This is a genomic window from Paenibacillus polymyxa M1 (assembly GCF_000237325.1).
Taxonomy (GTDB): Bacteria; Bacillota; Bacilli; order Paenibacillales; family Paenibacillaceae; genus Paenibacillus; species Paenibacillus polymyxa_C.
In genome coordinates this window covers 2,170,064-2,193,866 of record NC_017542.1, presented here as the reverse complement: position 1 = coordinate 2,193,866, position 23,803 = coordinate 2,170,064, and the positions used below count along the sequence as shown (strand labels likewise).

26 protein-coding genes are annotated in these 23,803 nt (G+C 45.7%); all 26 read right to left on the bottom strand.

Annotated features, from left to right (window positions below; all coding sequences use genetic code 11):
- Positions 1–8 precede the first annotated feature (8 nt).
- Positions 9–1,418 (bottom strand): DUF342 domain-containing protein, encoded by a 1,410-nt coding sequence (locus tag PPM_RS10005; protein WP_013370701.1) that lies wholly within the window; start codon positions 1,416–1,418, stop codon positions 9–11.
- 44 nt (positions 1,419–1,462) lie between these two features.
- Entirely contained in the window at positions 1,463–2,251 is a 789-nt protein-coding gene (locus PPM_RS10000; RefSeq protein ID WP_013370700.1) for a FliA/WhiG family RNA polymerase sigma factor, read from the bottom strand.
- Positions 2,252–2,265: 14 nt separating this feature from the next.
- Complete coding sequence (locus tag PPM_RS09995) at positions 2,266–2,679, bottom strand: hypothetical protein (RefSeq protein WP_013370699.1); 414 nt, start codon at positions 2,677–2,679, stop codon at positions 2,266–2,268.
- Positions 2,680–2,681: 2 nt separating this feature from the next.
- Positions 2,682–3,179, bottom strand: a complete 498-nt coding sequence (locus tag PPM_RS09990) for a chemotaxis protein CheD (protein ID WP_013370698.1) — start codon at positions 3,177–3,179, stop codon at positions 2,682–2,684.
- On the bottom strand, positions 3,172–3,798 hold the full coding sequence (locus PPM_RS09985; RefSeq protein WP_013370697.1) for a chemotaxis protein CheC: 627 nt from the start codon (positions 3,796–3,798) through the stop codon (positions 3,172–3,174). The genes PPM_RS09990 and PPM_RS09985 overlap by 8 nt, the downstream gene beginning before the upstream one ends.
- A 3-nt stretch (positions 3,799–3,801) precedes the next feature.
- Positions 3,802–4,263 (bottom strand): chemotaxis protein CheW, encoded by a 462-nt coding sequence (locus tag PPM_RS09980; protein ID WP_013370696.1) that lies wholly within the window; start codon positions 4,261–4,263, stop codon positions 3,802–3,804.
- Between the two features lie 62 nt (positions 4,264–4,325).
- Complete coding sequence (locus PPM_RS09975; protein WP_013370695.1) at positions 4,326–6,422, bottom strand: chemotaxis protein CheA; 2,097 nt, start codon at positions 6,420–6,422, stop codon at positions 4,326–4,328.
- 33 nt (positions 6,423–6,455) lie between these two features.
- Positions 6,456–8,000: a chemotaxis protein CheB gene (locus PPM_RS09970; RefSeq protein WP_014599666.1), complete on the bottom strand. Its 1,545-nt coding sequence runs from the start codon at positions 7,998–8,000 to the stop codon at positions 6,456–6,458.
- A 31-nt stretch (positions 8,001–8,031) separates the two neighbouring features.
- On the bottom strand, positions 8,032–8,919 hold the full coding sequence (locus tag PPM_RS09965) for a MinD/ParA family protein (RefSeq protein WP_013370693.1): 888 nt from the start codon (positions 8,917–8,919) through the stop codon (positions 8,032–8,034).
- Positions 8,916–10,361, bottom strand: coding sequence for a flagellar biosynthesis protein FlhF (flhF, locus tag PPM_RS09960; protein WP_013370692.1), 1,446 nt, complete (start codon positions 10,359–10,361; stop codon positions 8,916–8,918). Before flhF ends, PPM_RS09965 begins: the two co-directional genes overlap by 4 nt.
- Positions 10,358–12,391 (bottom strand): flagellar biosynthesis protein FlhA, encoded by a 2,034-nt coding sequence (gene flhA, locus PPM_RS09955; protein WP_013370691.1) that lies wholly within the window; start codon positions 12,389–12,391, stop codon positions 10,358–10,360. Before flhA ends, flhF begins: the two co-directional genes overlap by 4 nt.
- Positions 12,392–12,414: 23 nt before the next feature.
- Complete coding sequence (gene flhB, locus PPM_RS09950; RefSeq protein ID WP_013370690.1) at positions 12,415–13,527, bottom strand: flagellar biosynthesis protein FlhB; 1,113 nt, start codon at positions 13,525–13,527, stop codon at positions 12,415–12,417.
- Positions 13,527–14,312 (bottom strand): flagellar biosynthetic protein FliR, encoded by a 786-nt coding sequence (gene fliR, locus PPM_RS09945; RefSeq protein ID WP_014599665.1) that lies wholly within the window; start codon positions 14,310–14,312, stop codon positions 13,527–13,529. Before fliR ends, flhB begins: the two co-directional genes overlap by 1 nt.
- Before the next feature lie 10 nt (positions 14,313–14,322).
- On the bottom strand, positions 14,323–14,592 hold the full coding sequence (gene fliQ, locus PPM_RS09940) for a flagellar biosynthesis protein FliQ (protein ID WP_007430038.1): 270 nt from the start codon (positions 14,590–14,592) through the stop codon (positions 14,323–14,325).
- Positions 14,593–14,630: 38 nt separating this feature from the next.
- Complete coding sequence (gene fliP, locus PPM_RS09935) at positions 14,631–15,386, bottom strand: flagellar type III secretion system pore protein FliP (RefSeq protein WP_013309901.1); 756 nt, start codon at positions 15,384–15,386, stop codon at positions 14,631–14,633.
- Entirely contained in the window at positions 15,383–15,919 is a 537-nt protein-coding gene (locus PPM_RS09930) for a flagellar biosynthetic protein FliO (protein ID WP_013370688.1), read from the bottom strand. Before PPM_RS09930 ends, fliP begins: the two co-directional genes overlap by 4 nt.
- Positions 15,920–15,931: 12 nt before the next feature.
- A complete protein-coding gene (locus PPM_RS09925) occupies positions 15,932–16,297 on the bottom strand; it encodes a response regulator (protein ID WP_013370687.1) in 366 nt (121 codons plus the stop codon).
- Positions 16,298–16,326: 29 nt separating this feature from the next.
- The gene (gene fliY / locus PPM_RS09920) at positions 16,327–17,640 is read right to left on the bottom strand and encodes a flagellar motor switch phosphatase FliY (RefSeq protein WP_013370686.1); all 1,314 of its coding nucleotides are present in this window, start codon (positions 17,638–17,640) and stop codon (positions 16,327–16,329) included.
- Complete coding sequence (fliM, locus tag PPM_RS09915; protein ID WP_013370685.1) at positions 17,630–18,628, bottom strand: flagellar motor switch protein FliM; 999 nt, start codon at positions 18,626–18,628, stop codon at positions 17,630–17,632. The genes fliY and fliM overlap by 11 nt, the downstream gene beginning before the upstream one ends.
- A 43-nt stretch (positions 18,629–18,671) precedes the next feature.
- Entirely contained in the window at positions 18,672–19,145 is a 474-nt protein-coding gene (locus PPM_RS09910; protein ID WP_013370684.1) for a flagellar basal body-associated FliL family protein, read from the bottom strand.
- Positions 19,142–19,366: a flagellar FlbD family protein gene (locus PPM_RS09905; RefSeq protein ID WP_013370683.1), complete on the bottom strand. Its 225-nt coding sequence runs from the start codon at positions 19,364–19,366 to the stop codon at positions 19,142–19,144. Before PPM_RS09905 ends, PPM_RS09910 begins: the two co-directional genes overlap by 4 nt.
- A gap of 60 nt (positions 19,367–19,426) precedes the next feature.
- On the bottom strand, positions 19,427–20,245 hold the full coding sequence (gene flgG / locus PPM_RS09900; protein WP_013370682.1) for a flagellar basal body rod protein FlgG: 819 nt from the start codon (positions 20,243–20,245) through the stop codon (positions 19,427–19,429).
- A 103-nt stretch (positions 20,246–20,348) separates the two neighbouring features.
- Complete coding sequence (locus tag PPM_RS09895) at positions 20,349–20,729, bottom strand: TIGR02530 family flagellar biosynthesis protein (RefSeq protein WP_013370681.1); 381 nt, start codon at positions 20,727–20,729, stop codon at positions 20,349–20,351.
- Positions 20,726–21,259 carry a flagellar hook capping FlgD N-terminal domain-containing protein gene (locus tag PPM_RS09890; protein ID WP_013370680.1) on the bottom strand — a complete coding sequence of 178 codons (534 nt, stop codon included), beginning with the start codon at positions 21,257–21,259 and terminating at the stop codon, positions 20,726–20,728. Before PPM_RS09890 ends, PPM_RS09895 begins: the two co-directional genes overlap by 4 nt.
- A gap of 19 nt (positions 21,260–21,278) precedes the next feature.
- Complete coding sequence (locus tag PPM_RS09885; protein ID WP_013370679.1) at positions 21,279–22,733, bottom strand: flagellar hook-length control protein FliK; 1,455 nt, start codon at positions 22,731–22,733, stop codon at positions 21,279–21,281.
- Positions 22,734–22,760: 27 nt separating this feature from the next.
- Positions 22,761–23,762: a magnesium transporter MgtE N-terminal domain-containing protein gene (locus tag PPM_RS09880; RefSeq protein WP_013370678.1), complete on the bottom strand. Its 1,002-nt coding sequence runs from the start codon at positions 23,760–23,762 to the stop codon at positions 22,761–22,763.
- Positions 23,763–23,803: the final 41 nt, after the last annotated feature.

Below are 23,803 nucleotides of genomic sequence, written 5' to 3'. Positions count from 1 at the left end.
GTAATGAATTACATGTAGGAGGACATGCTGATATCTCCCTCATGGTAATAAAACGCCATTCTTTCCAAAGAATCTTTAATAAATTTTGTATATCTGCCGATAACTATCTTAGAGCCACCATAAATCACATTTTTCACTTCTACCCGGGCGCGGCTCGTATCTTCTAAAGTTCGTTCTATTTCAAGCATTCTGGACTTGGTTTCCAAAAGTTCCTGTTCATTGGATTTTTTAGTAGATGTCAGCTTGATTCGCATAGCCATTCTATCAGGTGCGAGCTGACCGACAGCCGCTAGCTGATCCAATATTGTGAGAGCCTTGTTCGTTTTATCCTGGCTGTCTGTCTGCTGCTTCAATCGTGCGCGGAGTTCTGTCAGCTCATCACGCAGTTCGGGAAGCACACCCACTTCGATATTGGTAGCTGTGGACATCGTATTACCGACGGTACGAGCCACTACCTTTTTACCAGCTTGTACACTGCCACCTACGATAAGCCCTTTTGTCCCTTCGCAGATTACATTATTACTCGCTTTGATCTGGGAATGCATGATACTCTGGGATACAAGTACATCGGCTCCCGCGATCACGTTACCATCTTGTATAAACGAGCATTTCACATTTTGTGCAGCTTTCACGAATCCTTTATGGTATCCGATAATACCCCCGCTGATTTCCACTGAGCCATCCGCCTCAATTTCAGCGCCTTCCACACCGCCAATGACACGAATGTCACCAGCCGCCCGAACGCGAAAACCTGTCAAGACATTCCCGCGAATGACGACGGTTCCAACAAAATCAATGTTACCGACGCTATAATCGACATCCCCGTTCACTTCATACACAGGGAATACATTAAGCTTGCCCTTTTCAGTTGTAGTCACTAAACCATCAATAGCCGCATACATCGCAACGCCTTCCGGATGGATCACTACATTTTTGCCAACTTTAAAACGCGCCTCTTTACCTGGAAGAAAAGGAATTTCCTCTCCGGTTACAGCAATCCCTGGTACACCCGGCAGAGGATCCACCCGTTCGGCAATCAGTTGTCCACGTTTTACATTTCTTAAACGAGTTAATTCTTTATAATCCACCCGTCCATCCACAGTTTCAAGTGGCTTATGTGCATCTTCACCGGTCACAATATCGGCCAGATTTATTTTCCCATCTGTACCATGAATCGGCTGCTTTCCCTGAGCAATCAGTAATTTCCCGAAGAAATGATCTTCCGGATTTGCCGCAAATGTGCGAATTGCATCGGTAATTACACCGTAGGATATTTTTTGGTTGCTTAGAAAACGTTCTAATTCTTGCACAGAACAGGCAAAGCCTTCTTCACGTTTGGCAAACTCCAAGTAGGCGGATTGTTTGTCAGGTGAGACAACCACTTTTAAAAACTGATCCAAAGCATACTGCTTCTCCACATGGGTGCTCCTTCCGTCTAACTGTTACTGTAACCTCCCGTACGTTAATCTTTACGCATTAGCAAATCCCGTTGTTTGTCCAGTGTCGCTCTCAGACGTAATATTGCTTTGGAATGCAACTGAGAAATTCGCGAAGGAGAAAGTGACATGACCTCAGCAATTTCGCTGAGTGACAGATCCTCGTAATACAATAAAGAAACAACGATACGCTCTTTTTCAGTTAATTTATCAATGCCTTGTGCCAAGGCATCACGAAGTGTGAATTCATTGACCTTATGGTCCGGATTTTTCGCCTTTTCGTCCACCAACAGGGAAAGCCGTGTTTCCGACTCTTCTTCGCGGATCGGGTCCTCCAGTGAAACAATCGACATCACGGCGACCTCCTGGATCATACTTTGAAACTCTTTCTCGGAGACGTCCAAATAATGACTCATCTCTTCGTCGCTTACTGTGCGTAAATATCTTTGTTCTAGATGTTGGTAGGCGTCTTCGATTTTTTTCGCTTTTTCCCTAACTGAACGAGGAACCCAATCTCCTTGACGAAGGCCATCCAAAATTGCTCCACGAACACGCCAAGAAGCATACGTCTCAAACTGCAAACCACGCTCATAATCAAATTTCTCTAAAGCATCAATCAAACCCATAACACCGTTGCTCGCCAGATCATCCTTGGATACATTTTTAGGTAAGCCTACTGCAAGACGGCCCGACACATACTCCACAATATGAAGATACTTTTCAATTAACTGTTTCTTCGCTTCCTTGTCACCGTATTCTTTCCATTGCTCCCACAGGTCGGAATGGTTCAAATGAGCGGCTTTTCGCTCGTTCATCGGCTTCACCCTCCTTATTTGTCTGTCAGGTGACGAACGGCCTTGGCCAATTCTTCAGGGTCCTTGTTGGAAACCAGCTTGGGTGGGTTTAAAGGTGCAAAACCATTATTCCCCTCGTCCGTCTGCTCTGGTTTCGGTTTCAGCAATTCATTCAGGTTTTCATTTTCGTCTGGTGTCGTCAGGTCCAGATTTCCCCCTACGCCATCTACCTGAGAGCTTGCCCGGTCTTGGGCATTACCCAGATCTGGCCGCGCTACCACACCCAGTGTCCAGCGCAGCACAAATGCAAGTAGGAACCAAAAAACGAAGGCGATTAAGCCACGAATTAAGCTCGTGGTCAGCAGATTGCTGCCAACGGACAACACAAAAGTCAGAATAAATCCGACTACTCCAGACCAAAGATTAATGCGTAAGCTACCAAATAACATGTTTATAATTCCTTTACACCTTTTTGTACGCTTCGAATATTCAAAACGCCAGTTTCAGAGTTTAACTCAATCGTTCGTCCATAATTGCCACCCGTATCTTCCGCAATTAAAGGAATGCCCAGATCTACAAGCATTTCCTTGCACGATTCTACATTGCGCGGGCCAATCCGCATGGTGTCTCCGCTACCCGCAAAGGCAAACATTTGCGCTCCTCCTGCCATTTTGGCAATCAGTCTGCGCCGTTCAGCACCCAGTTTCAACATTCGCTCCAACAACTCTGGCAGTGCTGTATCTGCATATTTGGCAATATTCAACTGCCCTTCACGCGCAATATCCGAGGACGGTAACATCACATGTGCCATGCCTGCCAGTTTCAAATGAGGATCATAGAGGGTCAATCCGACGCAGGAGCCAAGTCCTGTCGTGCGAATCGAGTTCGGGTTGCTGGTAACATTTAAATCTGCCATGCCGACTTTAATGATGCTTTTATCCTCAATCATCGTTCATCGGGACTCCTAACGACCTAAAGATTTTCCCGAACGATTCTGGATCAGGAATCAGGAAAAATTGACCCTCAATATGATTCTGCCCTTCCAGAAACGATGTGTCAATCAATAAAGCAGCATCCCCCATCTGCCCAAACTGCAGCAGTCCGTAGCTGAGAATGGCTCCTGCCATATCCAGTGCCAGCGCAGGGACTGTTGGATACATGGATAAACGTGTGAAATCCGCCAACGAAGAAAGGTAGGAGCCTGCTAAAATGTTACCGATCTCCGACAGAGCTGAATGCTCCATTTCGTTAAAGCTATCCTCGTCATCCGAAGGAATATTCGCCAAACGGGAAAGTAAGCTTTTCGCCGCCTGAGGTTGCAATATGAAGAATAGATTACCAGGGGCTTCCCCTTCGACTCTAAAAAATATTGCAACAACAAGTTGTTCATTTCCGCCGACTTTGTCCGCAATTTCCTCAAAGGGCAGCATTTGCACTTTGGGTACACCCATATCGACTGGTTTATTGAGAAGCCGGGAGAGCGCTGTAGCAGCGTTCCCCGAGCCAATGTTGCCGACTTCTTTCAATACATCCAACTTGAAGTCTTCAAGATTTCCTAGATTTTCCATATATTAATCCTCTAAACCTTCCAGTTGGTTCATTTCGCTACGGTTCAAAACTTCGGACAAGTTCAGCATAATCAACAGGCGTTCTTCACCAATTTTAGCAACTCCGCGAAGGTATTTCGCCTTAACTCCGCCAACCACTTCCGGTGGTGTCTCAATGTTGTCAGTATTCAGGTCAATTACATCATTCGCTGAATCCACGATAAAGCCGACTTGCATTTCGCCCACAGCAACGATAATAATACGGGTTTGATCGGTATATTCAGCTTCAGGTAATCCAAAACGGCCACGAAGATCAATAACCGGAATAACCACGCCTCTCATGTTGAATACGCCTTTAACAAAATCGTAAGTTCTCGGAACTCGTGTAATCGGCACCATGCGTTCAATAGATTGGACTTTTTCTACTTCAACACCGTATTCTTCTTCACCAAGCTTAAATACGATAACTTTAATTTCTTCTCCCATGTCTAAAAACCCTCCTTATTGATGTCAGCAATCTCACATTTCTTTCATTTTTAATGAAGACATTATTTAATGAAAACATTCGGGTCAATGATCAAAGCAACCTGACCGTCACCCAGAATCGTAGCACCTGAAATTCCTTGGATGTTTGGAAGATACTTGCCCAGATTTTTAAGGACGATTTCACTTTGTCCCAAAAAGTCCTGTACGGAAAGAGCTGCCAGACGGTCTCCCTTACGGATGACCACGACCTCTGTCTCTTCTTCTTCATCTTCGTTGAAGTCCGGTACCTCAAACAGCTGACTCAAGGAGATAAGCGGGATATGAGAATCGCGGAAAGCAATCATCTTATTGCCATGCACAGAACGGATTTGCTTACGTTTGACGATCGCAGTTTCCACAATGGAAGACAAAGGAATCGCATATTTTTCAGAACCGATCTGTATCATCATGGCTGCAATAATGGATAGAGTCAGCGGCAATTGTACAGAGAAATTAGTGCCCTGGCCCAATGTGGAGTGAACCGTAACATTACCACCCAAAGCAGTGATTTTGGATTTAACAACATCCAGACCGACACCGCGTCCTGATACGTCTGAAATGACTGCAGCTGTACTAAAGCCTGGAGCAAACAATACTTGATAAGCTTCCTCGTCGGTCATTGAAGCTGCTTGTTCTGCTGTCATAATCCCTTTGGAAATAGCACTGTTTAGTACCTTTTCACGGTTAATCCCGTTCCCATCATCCTCAATCTCGATAAATACGTTATTACCGCTATGAAAAGCACGCAGTTGAACCGTTCCAGTTTCTGGTTTGCCAGCTGCAATCCGGTCGGCCACTGACTCGATGCCATGATCCACGGAGTTACGAAGCAAATGCACCAGAGGATCGCCAATTTCGTCGATAACAGTCCGATCCATTTCAGTCTCTGCTCCAGTAATAACCAATTCCAGTTTTTTATCCAGCGACTTGGCCAGATCGCGAACCATACGCGGGAAACGGTTGAAAACAGTATCTACAGGTACCATCCGCAATTTAAGAACAACATTTTGCAAATCACTGCTCACACGACTCATATGCTCAACCGTTTCTGTCAGTGCTGGATTGGAAGCCTCACTGGCTAACTGTTCTAAACGCACACGGTCAATGAGCAACTCGCTGAATAAATTCATAAGTACATCCAGACGTTCAATATCTACGCGAATCGTACGGTTGTGCGTAGGAGCAGCCGTCTTGGCTACTGGCGCTTTACCTGCGGCTGGCTTGGCGACAGAGGCCGCAGCTGGAGACTGCGGCTGGGATGGAGCGGTTGGCTGCACGGCAACAGGTGCTTCCTGTACCGCCGCTGTCTCAGCGAGTCCAGCAGTAACTTCGCTCATTTGTTTAAGGGATTCCTGATCCAGTTGTACCACTGAGACAGTGTCAATTTCAGAGATACCCGCGATTTCCTTTTCCAGCTCCCCAACTTCTTTCTGCGTTATGTAATATAACGAGAAGCTTTGTTCGAATTTTTCCTGCTCGATATCCTGTACGGATGGATAGGCCTTGACAATTTCACCAGAGTTTTCCAATGTGTTAAATACCATAAAGGCACGTGCTGCCTTCAGCTGGCTCTCTGAACTAATTGTTACCTGTATATAGTGAACACGATGCCCTTCTGAAATCGATTGCTCCAGTACAGAATACTGGAATTGGTCCAAAACCAATCCAGCACTATCGTTAGTGCCCGCTTTTGCAGAAGGAGACTCCTCAGCGGCGGCATTTGAGCCGGACTTTAGGAAATCCCCGCTCACGATGGATTGTAATGAAGATACAATAGAGGAGACATCCGCTTTTCCATCGCCTCCCTCTGTAATGTGCTGCACCATGGATTCCAGGGCATCCAAACCTTTAAATAAGGTATCGAATATAAATTCATGCATCGCCAGCTTGTTGTTACGTACCAGATCAAGAACGTTTTCCATTTGGTGAGTGAGCGATGCCAGGTCTTCAAACCCCATCGTAGCAGCCATTCCTTTGAGGGTATGGGCAGAACGGAAAATCACCTGAACGATGCCTAGATCGGTTGGGTTGCTTTCCAGTTGAAGCATATTTTCGTTAAGAGATTGCAGATGATCATTCGACTCATCAATAAACATGTTTAAATATTGGTTCATGTCCATTGTGAGACACCTCCTCCATGAGTTACACTCCGATTATTTCACAACTTGTACAAGCTTGGGGGCGATCTCCTGCATTGGCAGAAGGTGGCGCACACATTTTAATTCAACTGCTGAGCGGGGCATTCCGTACACTACACAAGTCTCCTCATTTTCAGCAAATGTGGATTGAACCCCAGCGTCATAAAGCTTTTTCATCATTTTAGCCCCGTCGCTCCCCATTCCAGTAAGCAATACTAGATGTCTTTCCAGCGAGGTTAACGAGAGCAGTGATTCGAACATCGTATCTACGGAAGGACGGTGACCATTGCGAGCCTCCTCCATCTTCAGTGACACAGTGTATTTACCACCGGCTCCAGGCACAATTCTTAGCTGATATCCCCCTGGAGCGATGTAGGCTGTTCCCGTCTCCAGCGTCATCCCCTGCTCAGCCTCCACCACTCGTAGTGGACTCAACGTATTCAACCGTTGGGCTAGCGAACGAGTGAAGTTTGGCGGCATATGCTGAACGATAACGATTGGAGCTGGAAAATCCCCAGGGATGCGCTCCAACAGCGTCTTCAGCGCCCGTGGTCCGCCCGTAGAACATCCGACCGCCACCAGTTTTCGAAAGCTGGACGTGTGTACACCTTTTTTAAGTGACAATCCCTTTGGTGCGGCTGGAACTGTAGGTGCTGTTACTGGAGGCGTTGTAGCCGCAGGAGTGGAAGAAGCTGATGAAGTTACCGTCTTCCGTGATTCCGGCTTGACCAACCCTGCTTTATCCTTACCCTGCATCGATTTGCCAGCGGTCGGCTCAGAGCTCTTCAGTTGTCCCGACGTTATTCCCGTACCCATGGACAAGTCTTCTTTCTTCTGCACATGAGGTGCTTGCACTGGTTTCCTTGGCTGAACAGCTGGCTTGTCTATGCGATCAGCTGTAGCAGCTGTTCCAGACAGCTGTTTTTTAGTTTCCTGCTTGGCAGCTGTTGGGACGGACTTCCCAGCATCTTTCTTTGGCTGAGCCGATGCAGCAGGTGGAGAAGCAAGCGGAACAACAGGAGGCTTGTCTGCCGAAGCTTGACTTCCAGCTCGTTTCTCAGTCACAGCCTGTCCAGGTGGCTTTTCCATTGGCGTTTTTTTCGCTTGTTCCAATGCAGCTTTGCGTTCATTAGCTTCCTTGCGCTCCAAGCGGCTGCGTACTGCTTGCATAGCAGTATGCATCTGTTCGAGCAATGCCTTGCTCACCTGCTCAATATCTTGCGCATGAGCAATGGAAGGCTTTCTTATAAAATCAAAAGCCCCTGCCTCCAAAGCCATGATGGTCTCCTTCATGCCTTGTTCATTGATGCCTGACAGCATAATGACAGGTAGCGGATGGGCTGCCATAATCAGTGGCAACGCTTCAAGACCATTCATTTCAGGCATTTCGACATCCATGGTGACCAAATCAGGCTGCAATTCTTTCACTTTCTCTACAGCCTCTCTGCCATTGGCGGCTGTACCTACGATGTTGAACGACTCATCCCTTACAATTAGATCTGTAATAATTTTGCGCATAAAGGCCGAATCATCTACAACCAGCACCCGGTAAGCACACATGTTAAACACCCCTGTTTCCTCTCATCAAAAATCAATGCATAGAACGCCGCAACCATTTTTGCATAAATCCTTTAATTCCACTCAATGCACCTGATTGTGGAACCTGTGGCATTGCTGCAAAACGGTGTGCCAGATTCAGTACATCTCTTGAAGCCGTACATCCCGGAAAAGCAACCATAAAAGGTACTTGTCTTTTGACTGCCTGCATGACATGAGTATCATCACTGATATGTCCAAGCAGCGGGATTTCGATCTCCAAAAAGCGTTTCGCAACAAGTGCGATCTTATCAGCAACTTGACGGGCCTCATTATCGTTATCGGCACGATTGACTATAATTTTGAATACCGTATCTTTCTGCAACCCGTTGACGACTTTAATTAATGCATACGCATCTGTTAAGGACGTCGGTTCTGGGGTGGTTACTACCATACATTCGTCAGCTGAAGTGATGAATTTAAGATTTTCTTTGGATAAACCTGCACCTGTATCAAAAAGAATATAATCCATGTCAGCTGCCATTTTTTCTACTTCTTCAGCAAAATAATTCAGATTCTCATCTGATAATGCAAACAGTTCGCTTAAGCCTGAGCCTCCAGCAATATAAGGCAAACCACCTATACCCGTTTGAATAATTTCATCAATGGATTTTTCACGTTTTAACAGATGAAGAAGATTGTATTGTGAGTGGGCCCCCATCAACACATCAATATTAGCCATACCGATGTCAGCATCAAACACAAGTACTTTTCGACCAAGAGATTGCAGGGCCAAAGCAAAGTTCAGCGTAAAATTGGATTTGCCCACCCCGCCTTTACCACTGGTAATCGTTATAATTTTTGCGTGACGATTACGTGGGGGTAATCGATACTTATCCAAGGATGAAGCCATTTGTCTAAGTGATTGGGCTTGATCACTCATATGGAATCTCCGTTAACTCCTGATGATCCTTTGGCTCCAAGCAGCATATTTGTCACCATTTCTGCATCGGGATGAAGCAGGTCGTCAGGAACATTTTGTCCATTAGTAATATAGGCCAACTGCATCGGAAACTGGTGCAAAAGATTAAACATTCCGCCACAACTGCCTGTCTCATCCATCTTGGTAAATACAACCTTACCAAGGCCAAACTTACTGAAATGTCCAGTTATATTGAGCATATCCCTGCTTTTGGATGTCAGGCTGAGTACCAGATACGTCTCACTTTCATTAATAGGTGAAAGCAGACTTTGCAGTTCTGATACAAGCAGTTCATTACGATAATTTCGCCCTGCAGTATCCATGAGGATCAAGTCACAATGCTCCAGACGTTGAATAGCTCTTTGGACGTCACCGGGAGATTGCACAACTTCAAGCGGTACATTTAAAATCGTTGCATATGTACGCAGTTGCTCGACGGCTGAAATTCGGTACGTGTCAGATGTAATAAATCCAACTTTGCGATGATGCTTGAACAACTGTTCCGCAGCCAACTTCGCAATGGTTGTCGTTTTTCCTACTCCGGTAGGGCCTGCAACATACACAATTTTGGTATCTTGGGAAATTCCTTTATCCAGTCTTGTCTGTATAAAACTGGTCACTTCCTCACGAAAGGCTTGTTCCCAATCAAAAGTTTCAGGTGCAAAAGGGTGCTCACTTCGACGGACATATACCTGTTCGATCCAATATTCCAGTAAATCACGTTCCACTTCCTGTTCCAACACATGCTCACAAATCTCTTGCAGCGCCTCCGGCCAAGTACTTTCCATCGAAGAGTTTCTGGAAAACCGAGTCATCATCGCTTTCATTTCCCGTAATTCATTAAGCAAAGCCTGATTTTCCTCAGCTCCACTCTTGTCTGGAACACTTGCTTCGATTGGCCGTTTATGCAGCTCACTGGATGATTTCAGGTTCGAAAGCAATATTTCTTGATCAAATGCCTGAGATATAGTCTCCAGGTTATTAGCAGACCTAGGCGACAAATGCTCAGTTGCTGATGCAGCTTGTTCTGTATTAACCGTTAATTCAGCTTGTCCTTCTTTGGAACTACCGGCTATCTGTTGTGTAACCCGTCGATAAGCTTCTGGAGCTGCTTGTCTGGGGACCACAGGGACTAATGGTTTTTCCGGCTTCTCAGGGGTGTTCATTAGAGGCGAAGAAGCCTGGGCAAGCTGGTGTGACGAGCGTTCAGCCCGCCGAGGCTTTGGAGGTTGCTGCTCCTCAACTGCAGCAACCACTTCAATTTTCTTTTTACTGAACATCCCCATAAAACCGCCGACCTTCACTTCCTTTGTACTTAAAATGACGGCATCTGTTCCTAAGTCACCCCTGATTTGCAGCATGGCTTCTGGCATGGTATCCACTACATATCGTTTCACCCTCATAAGTTCACCACCCCGACACTTTGAATTTCAACGTTCGGCTCCAGCTCACTGTACGACAGCACCGGGACATCCTGCATCGTCCGCTCCATCACTTGCCGCAAATACATACGTATTGTCGGTGACGTTAACACAATAGGCTGCTGTCCAGATTGAATGAGGCGGTTGATTTGCTCCATCATCCTTTGATACACCGTTTGCGTTGACACCGGATCAAGAGCCAAATAGCTACCTTGCTCCGACTGCTGCACGCTCTCAGCAATTTTCTTCTCCAATCCTGGTCCCACAGTAATAACGCGCAACGTTTCTCCCTGCTGTGCAAATTGCTGCGTAATCTGACGTGATAACGCTTGACGAACATATTCAGTCAGCACGTCTGGATCTTTTGTATAAGTACCATAGTCAGCCAGTGTCTCGAATATAGTCACCATATCGCGTATAGAGATTTTTTCTTTCAACAGCTTGGCCAACACTTTTTGTACGTCCCCAATCGCAAGCACAGAAGGAATAAGGTCGTCCACCAGCACTGGGTAATTCTCCTTGAGATTGTCAACCAGCGAACGTGTTTCCTGTCTGCCAAGCAACTCATGGGCATGTTTCTTGATCGTCTCTGTTAGATGAGTAGCTACAACTGAAGGTGGATCAACTACCGTATAACCTGACAGCTCAGCAACATCCTTGGTGTTCTCGTCAATCCAGAGTGCAGGCAATCCGAAAGCCGGTTCTGTCGTTTCAATCCCTGTAATAGAGTCGTCGTCGTATCCCGGACTCATAGCCAGATAATGATTCAACAACAGTTCTCCGCCGCCTACCGTATTGCCTTTAATTTTAATTACATATTCGTTAGGCTTGAGCTGAATGTTGTCCCGAATACGAATGACCGGCACAACCAACCCCAGCTCCAAGGCGCATTGACGGCGAATCATAATAATCCGATCCAGTAAATCACCGCCTTGCTGTGTATCCGCCAACGGAATCAACCCGTACCCAAATTCAAATTCAATCGGATCTACTTGAAGCAAGTTAATGACACTTTCCGGACTACGCACCTCTTCGATTTGTTGCTCCTCCTCCAGCTGTTCATCAGCAATTTGCTTGCGTTCCATATTGCTCTGCATTCTTCGCGCTGCAAAAAATAATAGAATCGCAAGTGGAAGAGTTGTAATGATATGAATAGGCGTGAAAAGGCCCAATAATGCAATGGTGGCAGCCACTATGTAGATCAATTTTGGATATGAAAAGAGCTGTCCGGTTAAATCTTCTGCTAAGTTGCCATCCGACGTAGCCCGCGTAACAATCAAGCCTGATGCCGTGGATATGAGCAGCGCGGGAATCTGGCTAACCAATCCATCACCGATCGTGAGTACAGAATACGTTGACAGCGCTTCTTGAAATCCTTTTCCCTGAACGGCCATACCGATAATAAAGCCGCCCACCAGGTTAATGATCAAAATGATAATACTGGCGATCGCATCGCCTTTAACGAATTTACTCGCACCATCCATAGCTCCGTAAAAATCCGCTTCCCGTTCGATTTTACTACGTCGTTCACGGGCTTGTTGCTCATTAATCAGACCTGCATTCAAATCAGCATCAATACTCATTTGTTTACCTGGCATCGCATCCAATGTAAACCGGGCGCCCACTTCTGCTACCCGCTCCGATCCTTTGGTGATAACAATGAACTGTACGACCACAAGAATGAGGAAGACAACAAAGCCGACGGCAATTTGGCCGCCTGCAATCCAGCTACCGAATGTAGCAACTACTTCGCCGGCATGACCCTCACCTAAAATAAGTTTGGTCGTAGAAATGTTGAGTGCCAAACGAAACAACGTTGTAATGAGCAGCAATGAAGGAAAGATAGAAAATTGTAAAGCTTCCTTCGTGTTCATTGATACGAGCAAAATCATTAAAGCAATAGAAATATTAATGACGAGTAGGACATCCAGCAGCCATGAAGGGATCGGGAGAATCATCATAAGAACGATACCGATGACGCCTGCAAGGACGGTTATATCTTTTATTTTCACGGGTCTCTTGGCCTCCGATCCCTTTATTTCACTTTACCTTTTAATTTATATACATACGCCAGCACTTCGGCAACGGCCTGAAAAAGATCAGCTGGTATCGCATCCCCGATTTCGGCTCTTTGAAACAGCGCCCGCGCCAGCGGCTTGTTTTCCATCGTTATAACGCCGCTTTGCTTGGCAATTTCCTTAATTCGGAGCGCGACATAATCTTGTCCTTTCGCAATAATCTGCGGCGCTTCCATCTCCGAACCGTCATATTTCAAAGCCACAGCAAAGTGCGTAGGGTTGGTGATGATGACATCTGCATTAGGAACCTCCTGCATCATGCGCTGCATAGCCATACGGCGCTGTCGCTCGCGAATTTTCCCTTTGATCAGTGGGTCACCCTCCATTTTCTTGTACTCATCCTTGATGTCCTGTTTGGACATTTTCAGATTTTTCTCATGCTCATAACGTTGATACATATAATCCAATATCGCTAAAATGAACAGCACCACACCAATTTTGAGTCCCAGTTCCATTGTTAATGAAGCCGTAAAACTCAACATCTGGTCGCCGGACATCTCAGCTAGTTTGGGTAGGTCAGCCTTTGTTTTCCAAAGTACGCTGTACACCAGATAACCAATTACAGTCATTTTTAAAACAGATTTCAGGAATTCAACCAATGACCTCATGGAAAAAATATTTTTAAAGCCTTTAATCGGATCAATCTTGCTAAACTTGGGTGTAATGCCCTCTCCGGTTAATAAAAAACCGATCTGCATGTAATTCGCTGCTATCCCGATGACAATGGCACCAACAAAAATAGGAGCCAGCATAATCAAGATTTGCACACCATACTCACCCATCATCAGCAGCGTTGTATTCGGTGTTACTTCCATAGACAGCCGATTCACAAAAATATCCCGAAACAAGCGGACCGCATGATCCTTAAAATACCCGCCGAAAATCATGAGGCAAAAAAACGTAACCAGCAAGACACCAGCAGCGGGCAACTCCATGCTCTTGGCAACCTGCCCTTTTTGTCTTGCATCCTGTTTCTTCTTGGGTGTAGCTTTTTCCGTTTTTTCCCCTGAGAACAACTGCAGGTTCATAGCATATTTAAATGACAAACTACGTTCCTCCAGACCAGACATTAAGGACGATTACCCATAATATCCAACAAGTTGCGCATGGATTCGAACATCACAGAAAACAATCTTTCGAATATAAAAGCAAAACTTGGCATGAGAAGCAATAACATGAACAATCCCACAATAATTTTAAGCGGCACACCAATGACAAAAATGTTAAATTGCGGTGCTGTTTTAGCTAAAAAGCCGAGTCCCACATCCGTTAAAAAGGTCGCTACTACAATGGGAGCAGCAATTTGAAAGGCCAACATAAATGATTCCGCAAAAGAACGCACCAGAAATTCAGTTACACTGCCACCATACAGCTTTATAAAAAAATCATTGGTCAGTGGTACCCAATCATAACTGTATAAAATAGCGTTTAGCAGATGATGATGCCCGTTTATGCTCAAAAAGAACAATACAGCTATGGCGAACTTGAAATTACCCGTAAGAGGCGTTGAAGCCCCTGTCATGGGATCAAATACACTGGCCATTCCGAACCCCACCTGTAGGTCTATAAATGAACCTGCGGTTTGGATCGCTGTCATGAACAAATATGCAGTAAACCCCAGCAACAACCCAATCAGCACCTCACGCCCTACTAACAGCACATACGCTACATCGGTCGGCACCTGTTGATGCGTACCATAAGTAAGATACACGACCAAAGCTAGAAATCCTGAAATTCCCACCTTAAAGATATTAGGTACCCCTCGGGTTGAAAAAATAGGCGCTACTACAAAAAACGAGGTAATCCGACAAAAAATCAGCAAAAAAACAGGAAAACTCTGCAACAATATGTTCATAACTTTCAGCCTAACCTATATATTTGTACAAATTGTCCAGAATGTTATACGTAAAGTCCACTAATGTGGTCAATATCCAGGGCCCGAACAAAAGCAATGCCAGCAATACGGCGACAATCTTCGGAACAAAGGCCAGTGTCTGCTCCTGAATTTGAGTTGTCGCTTGAAAAATACTGATGATCAAACCCACGACTAGCCCCAAAATCAGCATCGGAGCACTCACCTTGAGTACAATGTATACCGCTTGCCCAGCCAGGGAAATAATAAACTCCGAAGTCATTGCCGTCCTCCTTGATTGCTGTCCTTGCAGAAAAGTATTCATGTATTAAAACTCAGAAGTAATGATTTGACGACCAAATACCAACCATCTACAAGTACGAAAAGTAGTATTTTAAAAGGAAGCGAGATCATTACCGGTGGTAGCATCATCATCCCCATAGCCATGAGTGTACTGGACACTACAATGTCTATAACTAAAAAGGGTATAAAAATCATAAAGCCCATCTGAAATGCTGTTTTCAACTCACTGATTGCATATGCCGGAACCATCACCGTTAGTGGAATATCTTGATAGTTTTTTGGTTTTTCCATCTTGGTGTATTTCATAAAGAGCAGTAGATCCTTCTCACGTGTATGAGAGAACATAAAAGTCTTAATCGGTACCGATGCCTTATCTAGTGCCTGAGACTGTGTTATATCCCCCTTGAGATACGGCTGAAGCGCAGTTTCGTTCATAGCTGAGAAGGTCGGCGCCATAATAAATAAGGTGAGAAACAAGGCCAGTCCAACAAGCACCTGATTAGGCGGCATCTGCTGAGTTCCCAGTGAAGTTCGCACAAAGCCAAGTACAATCACGATACGCGTAAAACTTGTCATAAGTACAAGCAACGCGGGCGCTACACTAATGACAGTAATAAGTAAAATAATAGACAGCGAGGTGGCACCGGGCTGTCCTTTGTCCGAATTGCCGACTTGAATATCAATGTTCGGAATCGGTTCCGCAGAGGCCGCCGTCACCGAAATGAAGCTGAACAAGACAAGCAGCAAACATGCTAGTATAATCTTTTTTCTCATGAATCTCCCGACCGATCTGTAGTATTCTCCTCATTGCGCAACTTTTCAAGTTTATCCTTGCGATTCGGCATCTGCCGAAGCTTGGATTCAAACATCTCATGAAAAGATGTTTCCTCTTCAGGTTGCTGCTGCTGTGCCGCGTTGTTCCGGCGAAGCTTATCCGCAATTTTAGCGAATAGCGGGGCAATTGGGCCGCGCTGCAGAGAAGCTTCCTGCTCCAGTGCGGCCAAAATTTGCTCCACTTCTTCAGGATCGGATACTTTGTCAACAAGCCGGATATCTTCTCCCACACCAATGAGGTACACACTGCTACCAACTTCAACAAGCTGAAGGGATTTATTGGGGCCAAGCCCCACGCCTCCCAGTATGCGAACGGAGCGGTTGCTGAACCAGCTCTGATTTCTTTTACTCAAAAACCGTATCAAGTACACGATCAGTACGATGATAAAGATTAGCACGAAAAGGACCCAAGCAATGTTTCCTATATTGCTGGATGTACTCAAAGCGTCAGAGGCACCCTGTTGTGTATCCATACTGGATGCGCCTTACACACCCAGTGTCTTGTTGATGGCTTCGATAACCCGATCCGATTGGAATGGCTTAACGATAAAATCTTTTGCGCCAGCTTGAATGGCATCAATTACCATAGCTTGCTGACCCATCGCGGAACACATGATAACCTTTGCGTTCGGGTCAATTTGTTTGATTTCCTTCAGAGCGGCAATGCCGTCCATCTCAGGCATCGTGATATCCATCGTAATCAGGTCAGGACGAAGCTCCTTGAATTTTTCAATGGCCTGTGATCCATCCTGGGCCTCTCCTACTACTTCAAATCCATTTTTGGACAGGATGTCCCGAATCATCATTCTCATAAATGCAGCATCGTCCACGATCAAAATACGGTTTGCCATCTGAAATAAATCCTCCCTAAATTATGCTTTTATTGTAATTTTTGAATTCGGTCCCATTGGCTTACAATATCCGTTACACGCACGCCAAAGTTCTCGTCGATTACGACAACCTCGCCCTTGGCAATCAGTTTGTTGTTAACCATAATGTCCACCGGCTCCCCGGCAAGCTTGTCCAGTTCAATAATTGAACCTTGTGAGAGCTCCAGAATATCTTTAATTTGCTTTTGGGTCCTTCCTAATTCTACGGTGACTCTAAGGGGAATGTCCATCAATAAATTTAAATTGTTTTCATCCACTTGCGGAAATCCACCGGACTGCAAGTTAGAAAATTGTACAGGCTGCACATTTACATTACGTCCCGGTGGTACAGCCCCATAATGATGAGGTGTTCCATAAGGCACTTGCGGCGGCACACCTGCTGGCATTCCATACCCCGGCGTTCCATACCCTGGAGCGCCCTGCTGCCCATATCCCGGATCTTGAGGATACATTGGCGGTTGTTGCCCATAGCCTGCATCTTGCGGCGCCTGCGCGGCTGCAGGCGGCTGTTGGTAGGCTGGTGCAGACGGTGGCTGCGGAGTACTAGCTTGTGTCGGCGCTTCGGGAGCAGCTGTTGCAGCTGCCTGCTGTGCGGACGCTTGCGGTTGCTCGTCATCCTCTCCGCCATTCATTAAGATGCTCACCATCTTTTTGGCGAAATTAACAGGTAACAGTTGCATCAGTGTAGAGTCAATCAGATCTCCAATCAATAACCGGAAGGATACTGTAATCAGCGTCTCTTCATCTGGCAGGCTGGATACTCCATCACCGTGCAGAGGATCCAAAATATCAATCCCTGGTGGAGAGATATTAACAAAACGATTAAACATGGTAGACATAGAGGTCGCAGACGATCCCATCATCTGGTTCATCGCTTCCTGCACGGCACTGATGTGAATTTCATTCAATTCTTCATCTGCCGGATTTCCTTCACCACCAAGCATTAAATCCGCTATAACCTGCGCATCACGCTTTTTAATTACAAGCGAGTTAATGCCTTCAAATCCATCGACATAATTTACATGTACGGCTACGTGCGGCTTTGGAAATGCAGTTTCAAATTCAGAACGTGTAATAATTGAAACTTTAGGTGTCGTAATATCCACCTTTTGACCGAGCAGTGTGGAAAGAGCCGTAGCTGCGCTGCCGAACGTTATATTACCGATTTCCCCGAGAGCATCCTGCTCCAGAGAAGTCAGAAAATCGTCAACGGTCTTGCCTGCGGGAGTAGAATCCGTCCCCGCTTCAGACTGTTTCAGCAAGGCATCAATTTCCTCCTGGGACAAATAGTCTTTACTCGTCAATTTCTTCAACTCCTTCGTTGACAATTTCATCAATTTGTACGGCAACACGATCTCTTACCATGCCGGGACTTCCCATAAACTTCAACTTCTCGCCTACCCGGATGGATAGTCCTTCTTTGACTGGCTTGTTCAATGAAATGACATCCCCTACCGAAAGGCCCAAAAACTCAGCTACATTTATCCGGGATTCACCCAACTCCGCAATAATAGGAAGCTCTGCTTTGGTGACCCGTAATCTCAAGGCGTCTATCTCTTCAGGCGCCCTTGATTTCTTTTCGGATGTAAACCACTGGTGCGTGGACAGTCTGGCCATAATAGGTTCCAATACCACGTGCGGGATACAGAGATTAATCATCCCTGTGGTATCACCAATTTTGGTGCTAAGCGAAATCAGAGCAATCGTCTCATTCGGCGAAACAATCTGCATGAACTGCGGATTTGTTTCCATAGCCTCTAGACGTGGTTCAATGTCCAGTACCGTTTTCCAAGCCTCTTGCAGGCTATCAAAGGTACGGCTGAAAATTCGCTCCATGATCGTCGTCTCGATTTCGGTCAACGCGGTAACCTTAGTTGGTGCCGAACCTGTTCCTCCGAGAAGCCTGTCCAGCATGGCATAAGCTACGTTCGGGTGAACCTCAAGCACCATTCGGCCTTCCAGTGGTTCAGCTTCAAAAATGTTTAGAATGGTCATTTTCGGAATGGAGCGAATGAATTCATCATATGGAAGCTGCTCCACCTGAACGACATTAATCTGGACAAAAGTACGAAGCTGTGCTGAAAAATAAGTGGTCAGATACCGTGCAAAGTTCTCGTGTATCCGCGTCAGACTTCGTATATGGTCCTTGGAAAACCTAAGCGCCCTCTTGAAATCATAAGCGCGAACTTTCTTTTGGGTTTCTTCCTTTTTGAGTTCTTCCGCATCCATTTCACCGGACGAGAGAGCTGCTAAAAGGGCATCAATTTCCCCTTGTGACAGTACATCCACCAATGTTATTCACCCCCTTACGTGTTCCTGACAAGATCACCTGGAATCAAATGGCTGCCAGCAAAAAGTCTGTAATTTTGGCGTTCCCCAGGTGACCTTCAGGGAGCGACTTATTGATGAGATCCGTCAGCTTGTCACTGAACTGATCCCGGCCTTTAGCCGTTCTGAGCTCATCAGGTTTGGTGTCTGCAAGTAATTGAATAACGATAGGCTTAATACTAATGTCCTTGATTTTTTCAAAAGCTTCTTTGGCTTTGGCATCGTTCAATTGAAAAGCAAGATTCATCTGCACAATGTAATCTGCGTCTGCCAAATTTGTTTTGATACCGGTAATTTCAGAGCTTACTTCCACCAATTCATCTGCTGACAATCTTGGAAGTTGTTCTGCTTGAGCGGCTTGCGCATTCGGTATGACTTCCGACTTCTTCCCGCTAAGCGCTGGTATAAGTACAAAGGCCGCGCCTGCAATCAAAGTAATCGCGAGTAAAATTGTAATGAGCCATGGCAGCATCTTCTTCATTCGTCTTCCTCCATTTGTTGCACTTTTATCGTGGCGGCATGCATGCCGATTTCACGGCTGTAACTCTTGATCAAGGAGACGACATCTGCCGCTTTTTCCAATACAATCAACCGTTTCCCCGTCACCAAAGTGACGTATGTATCCGGTGTTTCCTCCACAGTCTCAATGAGCAGCGCATTAAGCCACATAGGCGAGCCGTTCAGCCGCGTTAACGGGATCATCGTAACACCAACCTCCTGATAGGTGCGGAGGAGCCTCTACTCCTCCGCGTTTAAATGAGATTATCGTTTCAAGTTTACAACTTCCTGAAGCACTTCATCCGAAGTCGTAATGATACGCGAGTTCGCTTGGAATCCGCGCTGAGCTACGATCATTTCGGTAAATTCGCCTGTCAGATCAACGTTGGACATTTCCAGCTGACCCGAGATGATAGCACCGGTGCCATCATCAGCGCTGTTTGCTTCCATAGCAGTGATTTCACCCTCGTTTCCAGAGTTAACTGTAGCACGATACAGACTACCTCCGATTTTTTCCAATCCTTCAGGATTGATTACTTTAGTTACTCCAATTTTGGTAGCATTATCTGTTTCACCAGATGCCAAAGTTTGTACAATGGTTCCATCCTGAGAAATTGAGAAAGCAGTAACATCGTCTGCTAACGTAATGGGAACTCCACCACCTGAATCAGCAACAAAAAAACCGTCCGAAGTTACCAAATGCCTATTTCCGTCAATATGAAAATCTCCTGCTCTAGTCAAGTATGGAGCCTCTTGATCCGCATTCATTTTAACCAAAAAGAAACCATCACCATTAAGGCGTAAATCTGTTGGATTATTTGTTGTCATGGCACTTCCTGGCAAATGGAGCGTGTCAATGGAGGACACAGTCGAACCCAAACCAATTTGCTTTGCGTTACTTCCTGCCGTTTCTTCTCCAGACGCACTTGCGCCCGAGCTTGTTTGGCTCAAAATATCCTTGAACATTACTCGGCTGGACTTGAAGCCTGTAGTATTTACGTTTGCAATGTTGTTACCGATAACGTCCAGCTTTGTTTGAAAGCCCTTCATGCCCGATACACCTGAATACATTGATCTCAACATTGAGTATAAATCCTCCTCTGATTGGTTGCTTAGTTGACCGCATCAGTCGATCCGCGGCTTTTTCATGGCTTTCCTATTCGGGCCAGCCACTTCGTATATTTTTTTATGAAATAATTACAGCACTATCTATCTGCGTAAATACGTTATCCTCCATGGACTGCTTGTCCATCGCAGTAACAACCGTTCGATTAGGCACACTAACAATCAAAGCCATATCCTGCATTAAAATTAAAGATTCTTTAGCGCCTTTGGCAGCAGCCTTATCCACAGCAGAGTTAATTTTCGCCATTTGGTCACTTCTCAACTCTATTCCTCGCTGCTCCAGTCGCTTGGCTGCATGGTTGCTGAGCTTGAGCACCTGTTCCTGCAACACCTGACCAAATGGTTTGGTATCCTTTGTTACCGAATTTAATCGGTTTTGAGAAATCGCTGCCGGGGGAACGTTGGTAGGAAAAAGGCGTCCGACCGTTATCCTGTCATTCATGAGTTCTCACCGCTTCCAGTAGAGGAAGAAGATGAAGTATCTGACGTCTCTGTAACAGGAGCCGTTGTATTAGCCTGGCTTACTGATGTTACATCTTTTAATGCCACCTCAGCCGCTCCCATTTTGGCATACTGCACACCGTCGCGAATAACGATGGAATCTACGATTCCACTTTTCACCGTACCTGCGCCTGTCTCACCTGTAATAGAATCTTTTTTCCCCGGCTCAATCCAACTGACTTCTTTTCCTATCAAACCAGAAGCTGTACCCAAAGACTGTCCCAATGCATTCAACTGCGTAGAAATGTTCATCAGTTGTTCCACTGAGGAAAACTGTGCCATTTGGGCGATGAATTCTTTATCCTCCAAAGGCTGCATTGGATCCTGATTTTGTAGTTGAGTGATCAAGATTTTTAAAAATTGATCTTTACCCATCGTTTTAGTATCCTTGGCACTTGCTGTTTTGACATTATTCACATTGTAATTCGGCCAGACGTTACTGGTGGATACATTGTTGTCTGTAGTCGTCATTGTGTTCTCACCTCCATCATTACGCTTGTGCTGTAAAGGAGCCTGTCCGATTCATGTCATCTGCGCGTTGTTCTACTGTCCAGTTACGAAGCTCTTCTGTCATTTCAGCTACCTTCACAGCATCCTCGCTCTCTTCTCTACCTCGAGCTTTAGAACGTTGGTTGGATTGCTGCTGCTGATTAGCCCCAGATCCACGTCCATCCTGATACATATGGGAGGATAGCGACTCATTGTGCGTAACTTCTACTTTATCCACTTGAATACCTTGGCTCTGAAGACTCGTGCGCAACTGCGACATTTGCTGTTCCAGCAAATCCTTCGCTCCGCTATGCTCAGTCATGAACTGGGCAACCAGATGACCATTTTGCATCGTTAGCTTAACCTCCAGCTGGCCCAGATGATCTGGACGAAGCATGATGGTCGCTTCTGTCAAACCAGTGTGTTTTACAATATCAAGTTTTTGTACTACAAACTCAGTCATCTCCTTGGCAAATTGCCGTACATGTACGACTGGTTGAGCTGGAGCCGAAGGTGTTGTTCCCTGCGCTTGTACTGAAAGCTGCCCCGCAGTCGTGATCACTGGAGTCTGATTATCAGTTGATGCCGGATCCGCTTGCTCAGCTGCATCTACGAATGTACCTGCTTCATCCGTTACAGTAGGTTTAACTGCGGACTGAACGAGAAGATTCGTTGATGAACGCTGTCCTTCTGAGCCTTGCTGGCTAGTTTCACCCTGACTTGCTTGCTGCTGAGGAGTAACCTGTTTGTTTGTAGATGCTGCAGTTAACGTCTGAGCACCATTTGCTCGTTGTGCAGAAGGCTGGGCTGCTTGTGAATCTCCACTATCAGCAAGTTCCACAGCTTTCAATACTCCATGCCACTGCTCATCGGAAATAGCTCCCGTCCCAGCCGTTGCGCTTTGCAGCGATTGTAGTAACTGTGTCACCTTAGTCTTTTGGTCTCCCGAAGCCTGTTCTGCTACATTGGCAAGTTGTGACAAAGCGTCCTGCAATGCAAAACGAAGAGTTGCCGGATTAGCTGCCAAAGCTGTCAAGCCTGTAGTCTCTGCCGTTTCCCCACCATCTGCCTGTTGATTTGTTCCATTGCCTTGCAAAAACTGTTGTACTTGCTGAATCCACGATTGCAGAGTTGCAAGCAGCGCAGGATCGGCAACTACCTGATCATCCAACTTCTCGAGATTTTGCAGCAAAGGAGCTAATGTTTCAACCAGCGGCTCGGTTGGAGCTTCCGCAGATTCTCCGCTTGCAATAAGTGGTAGTACCATAACTAATGGAGAACCATTTGCATCTGTTCCTGCTGAGTCCGTTTGCCCGCCTGTCATCATTTGCGTCAGTGTTTGATTAAAGGCACCCGTGGTTGCTCCAGCAGCCGTGGCTGTACTTGTTGTTGATGCTGTCGTACTGTTAGCTGTTTGACTAGAGCTAAGAGATACACTTTGAGAAATAAGGGTCATATATTTTTCACCTCCCTTCAATTCAAATTACTTACTACCCATCAATTTATTCAAAATTTTCGCGGTCTGACCTGCATCCTTGGCAGACATATATTGCAGTAAAGAAGCACGTGTCGAATCATCTACTGTATTTAATATGTTTAATGCCTTATCCGGACTGATTTTGTAAGTTTGTAAAATAAGTTCGGCACCGCTTTTCTTGTCCATGGAAGCAAATGTGCTACTGATTTGAGTGCTTTGCAGACTTTTACTCGTCGTTCCGGCTGTAGTACCTTGATCCTTCTTCAGACGAGACTGCAACGCAGCTACCGATAAATCCGTAGATGGCGTTACGTTTTTCAGAGCCATCGTAATATCTGCTGCTTTTTTAGCGTCCATCTTTTGCAAAATCTTCGCACTGTTGGCAGGGTCCATGTAGCTTAAGAGCTGTACGGTCTCTTCCGTGGTCAGATTCTCCATGATCGGTGCAGCTTTACTTGCCGTCATTCCTTCATACATGCTGGCAAGTTCTCTGGTCTGTTTTACATAAGGATCTTCATTTGTTGTTCCGTCTGTAGTTTGCGTACCTGCTTGTCCCTGCTGCCCGGCCTGTCCCTGTTGACCCGTCTGCGACTGTTGTTCCTGTTGCGTTTGCAGTGTATTGACCTGATTCTGAAGTTCAGTAACCTTTTTATCTTGTGTCGTCTTAGCAGCGGTAGCCTTTTTGAGTTCTTCCGTCTGCTTAGCTAAATCCGCTTTTAACTGTTGAATGGTTGCTTCAGAACTTTCAGACTGTGCCTTCTGATCCGCTTCTTTTGTCTGGGTTGCCTTATCCTTCGGTTCAGGAATCCAATTTTTAACAATTGGTATTTTGTTCCCTAATGAGATCATTTCGCTTCTGAAGTCCATATTGAACAGTGTAAGCAAGACCCCGACCAGAACGATTGTGAAAACAATCGGAATCAGGAAAAACATAAACCGCTCAAATCCCCCGCCTGATTCTTTTCCTAAATCCATATCCAGTTCATTTTCTGCTAACTTCTGTGCCATCGTCTTCCTCCTCAGGCAGCTGATATGCGTATCCTATGACG